The organism is Ideonella sp. P3_A4 (genome assembly GCF_056403075.1).
In genome coordinates this window covers 1-10,954 of sequence record NZ_JBFUGE010000192.1, presented here as the reverse complement: position 1 = coordinate 10,954, position 10,954 = coordinate 1, and the positions used below count along the sequence as shown (strand labels likewise).

The following is a 10,954-nucleotide window of genomic DNA, read 5'->3' as shown; positions in this document are numbered from 1 at the left end:
CATCAGGGCAGATACGCTGGGTATCTGCCCAGCCGTCCAGACGCACGATCATCACCATCTGGTCGAATCTCAATGGCAGTTCTCTGCGGGACAGGGCACTGGGCAATGCGCTGCATGCGCAAGGCCTGAAGCTGATCGTCTCGGTGCCGGCGTTTTCGGCAATCGATGCGCAACACCCGTACAACAAGGCTTTCGACCTGCACGCGCTGGGCCTCGGCGCAGACTACCTGCAGGTGATGACGTACGACGAGGCCATTCCGGGCTGGGACCCGGGGCCGGTGTCCGGCTCGGACTGGGTTGAAGACGACCTCGACTATGCGGTATCGCAGGTGCCACCGGCCAAGTTGCTCAGCGGCTTGCAGGCCTATGGCTACGACTGGCGGGCCGACAACACCGGCACTCAGCTGTACTGGGTCGACACACCGGCCTTGACCGACCAGTACCACGTCACGCCGAAGTACGACGTGGCGACCAACTCGGTCCACTTCAGCTACCAGCCGAACGACGGGACGGGCACACACACGGTCTGGACCGAGAACAAACGCAGCGTGACGATGAAGGCCGGCCTGGTGAACGCCTATGGTCTGGGCGGCACCTCGGTCTATGCGCTGGGCATGGAAGACGACCGTTACTGGGCCGCGGTGGACGCGGGGTTGTCGTCACGTTCGTCGGCCCGAGCTGGCTCCGGCCGCGGTGCGCGGCCGAAGGTCTCGGGCTCAGTCGACGTAGGCCACCAGTGACACCGCGCCCTTGAGGTGCACCCGGCCCTGGCCTGGCACGCCAACCTCCGCGGCGACGAGCACCTGGTCGCCGGGCTGCAGGCTGCTGGGCTGGCACACGGCCTCGGACGTTTCGATCGCCGGCTCGTCCGGCACCTGCGTGGCCTGGCGGGCGTACTCGACCTCGGCCACGCGGCGATCGTCTTTCCACACTTCGGCGCCGCTGAGATCGACTTCGAGCGGGAATGGTGACGCGCTGGCACGCACCTTGACCAGCACGAAGTAGTTCGGCTTGCAGCGCCGGCCCGAACCGATGCCCGATGCGGGCGTCAGGTAGGTCTGGCTGTCGATCGACAGCTTGGTGCCGTCCGCCAACGTGACGGTGGTCGGGTAGTCGTCAACGTGTTGCGCCTTGTCGCCGCTGCCGCCGCCGCAGCCGGCCATCACGGCAGCGGCGGCCAGGCAGGCCAGATGATGTTGGAAGTTCGGAGTGTTCTTCATCGCACAACTCAATGGCAGAGTTCGGGGTGGAGGTCGCAGTCGGGCGGCGGCGGGGGCGGGCGGCGTGCCGGCTTGGCCTTCAGCAGCGCGGCGTAGACGTCGACGATGCCGCTGCCGCAACCGCTGCAGGCCTGGGGAAAGGGCCGCGTGGTCGACTTGACGATGTCGACCGCTTCGGTGGCGGACTTGCCGTAGGCCGAGATCACCATCGCCACCGCGGCCGTGACGATCGGCGCTGCGAACGACGTGCCTTCGGCCAACACATAGCCGGCATTCAGGAACTGCGACATGTTCGAGCCGTTGTAGACCAGCGCCGGGCCCGAGGTGGACGGGTTGGTCGTGGTCATGATGCCGTCGACAGATGTCAGGCTGATTTCACCGCCGGGCGCAGCCAGCGTCACGCCGGTGCCGAAGTTCGAGTAGTAGGCGCGGCCGCCGGCGCGGTTGGTGGCCGCCACGCTGACCACGCCGCGGCAGTTGGCCGGGTAGCTGGTCGAAACATCTTTCTTGCTGTTGCCGGCAGCCGCCACCACAGGCATGTTGCTGGCCACGGCCCGGTCAATCGCGGTCTGCAGCGACGACGGGCAGGCGCCGTCGGCCTGCAGGCTCATGTGGATCACCTGGCGCGTGTGGCTGCTGGTGCCGTAGGTGACGGCGTCGTTGAGCTTTTGCACCAGGTCCGACAAGCTGCCGCCGCATTTGCCCAGCACCTTGTAGTGGTTCAGCGTGACGCTCAGCGTGCGTGTCGGCAGGTCGTCGTTGTAGCCGACGATGCCGCTGACACCGACGTTGTTCGACAGCCGTGCAGCGACGATGCCAGCCACCTTGCTGCCGTGCCATGAGTTCAGGCTCGCTGGTGAGCCGGTGTAGCAGTAGCCCGCCTGCACGGCATCACCGGTGTCGTCTTCCGAGTGCACGAAGCTCAGGTCCGGGTGGCTGGCAGCGCCGGTGTCCAGGATGGCGACGTTGACGCTGGTTGGCGCCGTCGGCAGGTTGTCCCACATCGGCGGTGCGTTGACGCCGCCGGTGGGCGAGTTCAGGTACCACTGTTGCGCAAAGCGGGTGTCGTCGGGGGCGAAGGCTGCGTCGATGTGTGCGTCCGTGTCGACGTGGTCGACACAAGCGTTGACCTGCAGCTGCGCCATCAATTGCTCGGCTTCATCCAATGAGAGCGAGCGTCCAAGGTCCAGCAACACATGCTGGTCGACGTTGAAGGATGGCACCGCGGTCGCGGCATAGCCCAGGGCGGTGGCCAGGTCCGCTGCCTGCTGGCCGGTGGCCTGGCGCCGGTCGTTGCTGTTGCTGTCGGTGCAGTCTGGCGTGTCACGCCATCGAACGATCACCCGCTCGACACTCAGCGTGGGCCGAGCCGACGCGAACGGGCTGGTCGCCACGGCGTCCGAAGTGGCCGCGGCGGCCCAGGACGATAAGCTGCAGGCCGCCACGAGGGCGGCCGATCGATGCTTCATGGTGAACCCCTAACGTTTTATTGGAGTTCACACGCTATCGGTCGTCGGTGAGCCGGCTGTGGCAGCCCACAGCGTTGTCATGGCCCGACTGCGCACCGGCTCGTTACATGCCGGCGGAGTGTGGGGTCAAGGTTGGGGGCCGCTGGCTGCGGTGCTCAAGCTCGCCAGCGCCTGCTCGACCTCGCTCTCGCTTTGCGGCCGCACCAGGCGCGCCACCTCTTGCCCGTCGCGCAGGAAGATCAGGCTGGGCCAGAGCTTGATGCGGAACGACCGGCCCAGCGGCTTGCCCGGGCCGTCTTCGACCTTCAGGTGACGCACGTCGGCATGCGGCGCGAAGGCGCTGGCCAGCAGTGGCTGCGCCCGCAGGCAAAAGCCGCACCAGCCGGTGCCGAACTCGATGACCGTGGCGCCAGGCAGTGCGTCGACTTCGGCGCGGCTCGGCTCCGGTGAAACAAAGTGAGTGGTGAAAGGCATGGTGGATGTCCCGTCCTGCCGATTACCCTAACGCATAAATGAGAGACCGCATTCGCGTCGGGGTGGAGGCATCGGTTCAGCCGAGGCCGGCTTGCTCGCCGCGCGGCAGCATCAGCTCGAAGCAGGTGCCATCACGGGTGCGCGTGCTGGCCACGAGCGAGCCACCATGCGCCCGGGCGATGCGCTCGGCTTCGCGCAGGCCGGCGCCCGCCGGCGGCGGCAGTGCGCCGAGCGGCAAGGCCTGACCCAGCAAGTGCTCGGCCGCCGCGTCGGGAAGGGGCTTGTCGAAGCTGATGCGCAGCATCACCGCGCCACGCGCCGTGCCATCGACCAGCAGATTGATCGGCGTCGTGCCGCAGTGGGCTTCGGCCTGCAGCAGCAACTGATCGATCGCGGTGGCCAGCAGCCGCGCATCCCACTGGCCGATGGTCTCGCCCTCGGTTTTCAACTGGCCGCCACTCAACGGGAGCGAGTTGTCGCGGCCGGCTTGCCAGCGTTCACGCGCCAGCTGGGCCAGGTCGGTGGTGCTGGCGCAGACCTTCAACTGGGCGCCGGGCGATTTGGCCAGGCTGATCAGGTGCGCCACCTGGCGCCGCACCAACGCAGTAGCCGACTTCTGCCGCGCTGCGGCGTCGCGCAGCGCCGGCGACTCGCTGCGCTGCAGCACCAGCTCGGCATTCAGTGCYAGCGCGGTCAGAGGCTCCTGCAGATCATGCGACAGGGCCGCGATCATCAGCGCGTTGGCATGCGCCAGCCTCGCCAGCTCTTCGGCGTGTGCCGCCAACATCTGACGCTGCCGGTGCAGTTCGACGAACACGGCCACCTTGCTGCGCAGCACCCGCTCGTCCAGCGGCTTGTAGAGGAAGTCGACGGCGCCGCTTTCGTAACCGCGAAAGCTGCTGCGGGCCTCTGGGGCCACGGCGGTCAGGAAGATGATCGGTACGTGGCGGGTGCGCTCGCTGCCGCGCATCAACTCGGCCAGTGCGTAGCCGTCCATGCTGGGCATCTGCACGTCCAGCAAGGCGAGCGCCACGTCGTGCACCAGCAGCATCTCGAGTGCCTCGGCGCCCGAGCCGGCGGTGACGACCGCCAAGTCGTCACTGGCCAGCAGGGCCCGCATGGCAACGAGGTTGGCGGCGACGTCGTCGACCACCAGGATCTTGACGGGGCTGCGGGCAGCGTCGGGCGGCGCAGAATGGATTGGCATGGTGCGTTCATCAACAGGGATGGGACGCGCATGGCAATCGGCGTGCCTGTGGTTTGCATGCCGCTCTTGCCCTGCAATCTGGGGGGCAGGGAAGCCAAGCTGCGGAACATTGTGGGATGCTGCCGCTCCGATTTCGGCCGGACTTTTTCCGACGCCGCCGGCTGATAAGTGACCTCATGCCTTCCATGCCCCATCGACTGATTGCCCGCGCTGCCCGCGCCATCGTCCTGCCCACCGGCTGGGGCGGCTTGCTGCCCCCACTGACCGTCATCGGCTTCGGCGTTGCGCTGTTGGCGGTGATGCTGATCACGCTGTTCTCATACCAGGCGGACCGCACCCGGTCGGACGCGGCGGATGCCGTCTCGAACGCGCTGGAGATGATCCAGCAGGTGCAGGCGATCAGCTCGACGCTGAAAGACGCGGAGACCGGCCAGCGCGGCTACCTGCTGACCGGCGCCGAGCAGTATCTGCAGCCCTACGACAGCGCGCGCGCCCAGGTGGCCAGCCAGTTCCGCGCATTGCGCCAGCTCAGCCTGTCTGACAATCACCGCAGCGTTGCGATCGATGCGCTGGAGCGCCTGGTCAACGAGAAGCTGGTGGAGCTGCGCGAGAGCGTGGCGCTCAAGCGCGACGGCAAGGGTGAAGCGGCGCTGGCCATGATGCGCACCGACGTCGGGCGCGACCTGATGGACCGCATCCGCGTCGCGGTGGCGGAACTGGAGGCGGACGAGCGCAAGACCTTCCGCACCCGGCGCGATGCGTGGGCCGAGGCGGTGCTGCTGAGCCGGCTGGTCACCTGGGGCGGCGCGATCACGCTGCTGTTGCTGATCGTCACCGCCGCGTTGATGACCTCGCGCGACTTCCGCGTACGCGAGATCGAGGCCTGGCTGAAGGCCGGCCAGGCCGGCGTCAGCGAGAGCCTGCAGGGCGACCTGCGGCTCGACCACATGGGCCAGCAGGTGCTGGCGTTCCTCGCCCGGTTCCTGGATGCTCAGGTCGGCGTGATCTACGTTGTCGAGCGCAGCGGCCAGCTGCGGCGCATGGCCAGCTTCGCGATCAGCTCGTTGATGGACCGCGAAGTGGTCGCGCCGGGCCAGGGCCTGCTGGGCCAGGCCGTGCGCGACAAACGCGCGATGCATGTGCTGGACGTGCCGGCTGGCTATCTGAACATCCATTCGAGCGTGGGTGCTGCCGCACCGTGCGAGCTGCTGCTGCAGCCCGCGACCGTGGACGGCGCGGTGCACTGCGTGCTGGAGCTGGGTTTCTTCAAGCCGGTGCGGCCGGAGTTTCGCGAGCTGCTGGAACGCGTCTCGGAAACCCTGGCGATGGCGACGCGGGCCTCGAAAGACCGCACGCGGATGGAAGAGCTGCTGGAAGAAACCCAGCGCCAGGCTGAAGAGTTGCAGACCCAGCAAGAGGAGCTGCGCGTCAGCAACGAAGAGCTCGAAGAGCAGAGCCGCGCGCTGCGCGAATCGCAGGCCCGGCTCGAGAACCAACAGGYCGAGCTGGAACAGACCAACACCCAGCTCGAAGAGCAGACCGAGCTGCTGGGCAGCCAGAAAGACGAGCTCAGCCGCGCCCAGGGCGCGCTGACCGAACGGGCCAACGAGCTGGAGCGGGCCAACCAGTACAAAAGCGAATTCCTGGCCAACATGAGTCACGAGCTGCGCACGCCGCTGAATTCGACGCTGATCCTGGCCAAGCTGCTGGCCGACAACAAGCCCGGCAACCTGAACGACGAACAGGTCAAGTTCGCCCAGACGATTGCCTCGGCCGGCAACGACCTGCTGACCTTGATCAACGACATCCTCGACCTGTCGAAGATCGAGGCCGGCAAGGTCGAGGTCAACCTCGAACGCCTGGGTGTGCAGCGCCTGGTCGACGGCCTGCTCGCGACCTTCGAGCCGCTGGCCCGCGAGAAGGGGCTGGGCTTCGGCATCACGGTCGAGGCGGGCGTGCCCGAATCTTTGGTGACCGACGAGATGCGTTGCGGCCAGATCCTGAAGAACCTGCTGTCGAATGCGATCAAGTTCACCGAGAAGGGTGGGGTGGCCTTGCGCGTGTCGGCCAACGAGACCGGCGACATGCTGGCCTTCAGCGTGCGCGACAGCGGCATCGGCGTTGGCGAGCACCAGCGCGAGATCATCTTCGAGGCCTTTCGCCAGGCCGATGGCAGCACCCACCGCAAGTACGGCGGCACGGGGCTGGGTCTGTCGATTGCGCGCGACCTCGCGCGTCTGCTTGGCGGCGATATCACGGTGCAGAGCACGCCAGGGCAGGGCAGTGTGTTCACGCTGACGCTGCCGCGTGACGGTGTGCGGCACGAGGCGGCGCCCACGTCGCTCGTCCCACTGGCCAGCGCGCCATTGCGCCCGGCTGCCGAGCCGCCACCGCGCACCAGCAGCAAGGCCCACACACCGCAGCCGCCCCACCCACGGCCGCCGACGGTGTCCGACGACCGCGACCAGTTGAACGCCCAGGCCCGCCTGATCCTGGTGGTCGAAGACGACCTGAATTTCGCCGAGATCCTGCGCGACCTGATCCGCGAACAAGGCTTCCAGTGCGTGCTGACGCACAACGCGGGCGATGGGCTGGCGGCGGCCGCGCGGTACCTGCCTAACGCGATCCTGCTCGATGTCAACTTGCCCGACCATTCCGGCATGGGCGTGCTGGATCAGCTGAAGCGCAATTCGGCAACGCGCCACATCCCGGTTCATGTGACCTCGGTGGCCGACTATTCGCACGAGGCGATGGAGATGGGCGCGGTCAGCTATGCGCTCAAGCCGGTCCAGCGCGAAGAGCTGGTGCATGCGCTGCAACGGCTCGAGGCCCGCTTCACTCAAGGGTTGCGGCGCGTGCTGGTGGTCGAAGACGATGCGCGCCAGCGCGAGAGCGTGGCCCAGCTGCTGGGCAGCGAAGAGGTGCAGATCGTCGGCGTCGCGAACGCGGCCGATGCTTTGCGGGAGCTCGGTGCCAGCACCTTCGACTGCATGGTGCTTGACCTGAACCTGCCTGACCTGAGCGGCTACGAGCTGCTGCAGAAGATGGCCGACCACGACGGCGTGTCGTTCCCGCCGGTCATCGTCTACACCGGCCGTTCGTTGACGGCCGAGCAGGAACAGCAGCTGCGCCGTTTCTCGAAGGCCATCATCGTGAAGGACGCGCGTTCGCCCGAACGCCTGCTCGACGAGGTGACGCTGTTCCTGCACCAGGTCGAGGCCAAGCTGCCGGCCGAGCGCCAGCGCATGCTGAAGGCCGCGCGCAACCGCGAAACGGCGCTCGAAGGCCGCCGCGTGCTGGTGGTCGAAGACGATGTGCGCAACATCTTTGCGCTGTCCGCCGTGCTCGAGCCCAAGGGCATCAAGGTCGAGATCGCGCGCAATGGCCGCGAGGCACTCGACCGGTTGGCGCTGCCGGCCGGCCCGAAGAACGAGGCCATCCACCTGGTGCTGATGGATGTGATGATGCCGGAGATGGACGGCCTGACGGCGATGCGCGAGATCCGCAAGCGGCCCGAGCTGGCCAAGCTGCCGATCATCGCGTTGACCGCCAAGGCGATGAAGGACGACCAGGAGAAGTGCCTGGCCGCCGGCGCCAACGACTACATCGCGAAGCCGCTGGATGTGGAAAAGCTGCTGTCGCTGATCCGTGTGTGGATGCCCAAGTGAGCCATGACCCCCACGCACCGGCGGACGGCGACCATCCGCCCGACAAGATCTTCGACATCGAGCTGCGGCTGTTCGTCGAGGCGGTCTACCTGCGCTACCACTACGACTTTCGCGAGTACGCGCCGTCGTCGCTGAAGCGGCGGCTGCGCGCGGCGCTCGCGCGCTTCAACTGCCGCACGCTGTCGCAGCTGCAACACCGCCTGCTGCACGAGCCCGCGGTCTTTCCGGCGCTGCTGGACTACCTAACGGTTCAGGTCAGCGAGATGTTCCGCGACCCGCTGTATTTCAAGGCCTTGCGCGAATCGGTGCTGCCGGTGCTGCGCACCTACCCGTCGCTGAAAGTCTGGATCGCTGGCTGCAGCACCGGCGAAGAGGCCTGGTCGATGGCCATCCTGCTGCACGAGGAAGGCTTGCTGGAGCGCACGCTGATCTACGCGACCGACATCAACGCCCAGTCGCTGCAGACGGCAGAGGCTGGCGTCTACGCGGCCGACCGCATTGCCGGCTTCAGCGAGAACCATCGCCGCTCGGGTGCGTCGGCTTCGTTGTCGGAGCACTACACCGCTGCCTATGGCAACGCGGTGTTCGACAAGCGGCTGAAGAAGCACATCGTGTTCTCCGACCACAGCCTGGCCACCGACAGCGTGTTCGCCGAGGTGCAACTGGTGTCGTGCCGCAATGTGCTGATCTATTTCAACCGTGCGTTGCAGGACCGCGCGTTGGGCCTGTTCCGCGAGGCCTTGTGCCGCCAGGGTTTTCTCGGCATCGGGGTGAAAGAGTCGCTGCGCTTCTCCGATCACCACGAGGCTTTCACCGAGCTGGTGCCGCAGCTGCGGCTGTACCAGAAGCGGGGTGACGCATGAGGCCTTCGCAACGGGCGCCTGGCGCGCCGGTGGGCATCGAGGCGATCGTGATCGGCGCCTCGGCCGGCGGCATCGACGCTCTGACGCAACTGCTGCCGATGCTGCCGGCCGATGCGCGATTGGCGGTGTTCGTCGTGGTGCACCTGCCGCCTTCGCAGCCCAGTCTGCTGACCGAGATCTTTCAGCCCCGGTGCGCGCTGCGGGTGCAGGAGGCCGAGGACAAGCAGATGGTCGAGCCCGGCACGCTGTACTTCGCGCCGCCCGACTACCATCTGCTGATCGACCCGGGTCCGCAGCTGGCCTTGTCGGCCGACCCGCCGGTGCACTTCTCGCGCCCGTCGATCGACGCGCTGTTCGAGTCCGCGGCCGAGGTCTACGGCAAAGCGCTGTTGGGCATCGTGCTCACCGGCGCCAGCGAAGATGGCGCCAATGGGTTGCTGGCGATCCACCAGGCTAGTGGTGCCACGCTGGTGCAGCGGCCTTCGGACGMGGCGACACCGGCGATGCCGCTTTACGCTATCCAGCGCTGCCCTGCAGCGCGCGTGCTTGGTTTGGAGGAAATGGGAATGTTGTTGTTGGACGTGGCCAGGGGACCGGCGCGATGAACACACCCGTGAAGTCCGCGTCGAAGGCGCCGGTGAAATGCCTGCTGGTCGATGACCTCGACGACAACCTGCTGACGATGTCGGCGCTGCTGCGCAGCGACGGGGTCGAGGTGCTCACGGCGCGCTCGGGCCGAGAAGCGCTGGAGCTGCTTCTGGTGCACGATGTGGCGCTGGCGCTGCTGGACGTGCAGATGCCCGAGATGGACGGCTTCGAGCTGGCCGAGCTGATGCGCAGCAGCGAGCGCACGCGCCATGTGCCGCTGATCTTCGTCACCGCCGGTGCGCGTGAAACCCAGCGCCTGTTCAAGGGCTACGACGCCGGCGCGGTCGACTTCCTGTTCAAGCCGATCGAGCCCTGGATCCTGCACAGCAAGGCACAGGTCTTTTTCGACCTCTACCGCAGCAGGCGGCAACTGGCCGAAGAGCTGCACGAACGCACCGAGACCTTGCGCCTGAACGAGACCTTCGCCGCCGTGCTGGCGCACGACCTGCGCGACCCGCTGAACGCGATGCTGACGGCTGCGATGCTGATCGAGCGCCAGGCCGAAAGTGACGCGTTGCGGCGCCCGGCCGGCCGCATCATCGCCAGTGGCCGTTCGATGAGCCGCATGATCTCGGACATGCTGGACCTGGCCCGCGCGCGCCTGGCCGGCGGCATCCCGGTGCACTGCGAGCCGGCCGAGCTGGGTCGCGTGGCACAGCGGGTGATCGACGAGCAGCGGGCTGCACATCCCGAGCATGAACTGCAGCTGCAGGCCGAAGGCGAGTTGACCGGAGTCTGGGACGAAGACCGCCTCGCACAAGCGCTGGCCAACCTCGTCGGCAACGCGTTGCTGCACGGGCTGCCGGGCCAGCCGATCCAGCTGCGGTTGAACGGCCTGGCGGCCGATTCGGTCAGCGTCAGCGTCGACAACGCCGGCAGTGTGCCGCCCGAGTTGCTGCCGCACCTGTTCGATCCATTCCGCGGCAGTGTGCGGCCCCGCCAGGCCCGTGAAGGCCTCGGGCTGGGCCTGTACATCGTCGACCAGATCGCGCAGGCCCATGGCGGTCGCGTGGACGTTCAGTCGACCGACGGCCACACCTGCTTCACGTTGACGCTGCCGCGCCGGCCCGGTTGAGCTTGGCGACAGCGCATCCTCAGGCCAGCAGCTTGTCGACCTCTTTCAGCGCGGTGTCGAAGTTGTAGGGCTTGGTGAGGTAGGCCTGCGCACCGGCCTGCATCGCGCGGCCGACGCTCGCGTCCATCGCATCGGCCGAGACCACCACCACCGGCAGGTCGTGGTGCATCGGGTCTTCGCGCAGCGCCTGCAGCAGCAGCAGGCCCTCGCCGTCGGGCAGGTTCATGTCCAGCAGCACCAGGTCGGGTGTCTGGCGGCCGATCTGCAGGCTGGCCGCGGCCAGGTCGGGCGCAATCTCCAGCGTGATCAGCGGCCGGGCCTGCAGCAGTG

General features: G+C 67.3%; 10 protein-coding genes. 5 read left to right on the top strand and 5 right to left on the bottom strand.

Annotated elements, in window-relative coordinates; all coding sequences use genetic code 11:
- A partial coding sequence (locus AC1DYI_RS17345; protein ID WP_477205384.1) for a glycosyl hydrolase family 18 protein occupies positions 1-740 on the top strand: 740 nt, incomplete at its 5' end.
- Here AC1DYI_RS17345 and AC1DYI_RS17340 read toward each other — a convergent pair.
- The 4 genes from AC1DYI_RS17340 to AC1DYI_RS17325 form a co-directional block, all read right to left on the bottom strand.
- Positions 717-1,220, bottom strand: a complete 504-nt coding sequence (locus AC1DYI_RS17340) for a hypothetical protein (RefSeq protein ID WP_477205383.1) — start codon at positions 1,218-1,220, stop codon at positions 717-719. The genes AC1DYI_RS17345 and AC1DYI_RS17340 overlap by 24 nt on opposite strands.
- Positions 1,221-1,228: 8 nt before the next feature.
- Complete coding sequence (locus tag AC1DYI_RS17335; RefSeq protein WP_477205382.1) at positions 1,229-2,689, bottom strand: S8 family serine peptidase; 1,461 nt, start codon at positions 2,687-2,689, stop codon at positions 1,229-1,231.
- A 126-nt stretch (positions 2,690-2,815) separates the two neighbouring features.
- A complete protein-coding gene (locus AC1DYI_RS17330) occupies positions 2,816-3,163 on the bottom strand; it encodes a thioredoxin family protein (protein WP_477205381.1) in 348 nt (115 codons plus the stop codon).
- Positions 3,164-3,239: 76 nt separating this feature from the next.
- Positions 3,240-4,370, bottom strand: a complete 1,131-nt coding sequence (locus tag AC1DYI_RS17325; protein WP_477205380.1) for an ATP-binding response regulator — start codon at positions 4,368-4,370, stop codon at positions 3,240-3,242.
- 299 nt (positions 4,371-4,669) lie between these two features.
- Between AC1DYI_RS17325 and AC1DYI_RS17320 the strand changes: the two genes are divergently transcribed.
- From AC1DYI_RS17320 to AC1DYI_RS17305, 4 genes are read left to right on the top strand one after another with little or no spacing between them, the layout of a single operon-like run.
- Complete coding sequence (locus tag AC1DYI_RS17320; RefSeq protein WP_477205385.1) at positions 4,670-8,038, top strand: response regulator; 3,369 nt, start codon at positions 4,670-4,672, stop codon at positions 8,036-8,038.
- Entirely contained in the window at positions 8,035-8,901 is an 867-nt protein-coding gene (locus AC1DYI_RS17315; RefSeq protein ID WP_477205379.1) for a CheR family methyltransferase, read from the top strand. Before AC1DYI_RS17320 ends, AC1DYI_RS17315 begins: the two co-directional genes overlap by 4 nt.
- On the top strand, positions 8,898-9,506 hold the full coding sequence (locus tag AC1DYI_RS17310) for a chemotaxis protein CheB (RefSeq protein WP_477205378.1): 609 nt from the start codon (positions 8,898-8,900) through the stop codon (positions 9,504-9,506). Before AC1DYI_RS17315 ends, AC1DYI_RS17310 begins: the two co-directional genes overlap by 4 nt.
- A complete protein-coding gene (locus tag AC1DYI_RS17305; RefSeq protein ID WP_477205377.1) occupies positions 9,503-10,624 on the top strand; it encodes a hybrid sensor histidine kinase/response regulator in 1,122 nt (373 codons plus the stop codon). The genes AC1DYI_RS17310 and AC1DYI_RS17305 overlap by 4 nt, the downstream gene beginning before the upstream one ends.
- A 19-nt stretch (positions 10,625-10,643) precedes the next feature.
- On the opposite strand, the gene AC1DYI_RS17300 is transcribed toward AC1DYI_RS17305, so the two are convergent.
- On the bottom strand, positions 10,644-10,954 hold a 311-nt coding region (locus AC1DYI_RS17300), incomplete at its 5' end, for a response regulator (RefSeq protein ID WP_477205376.1).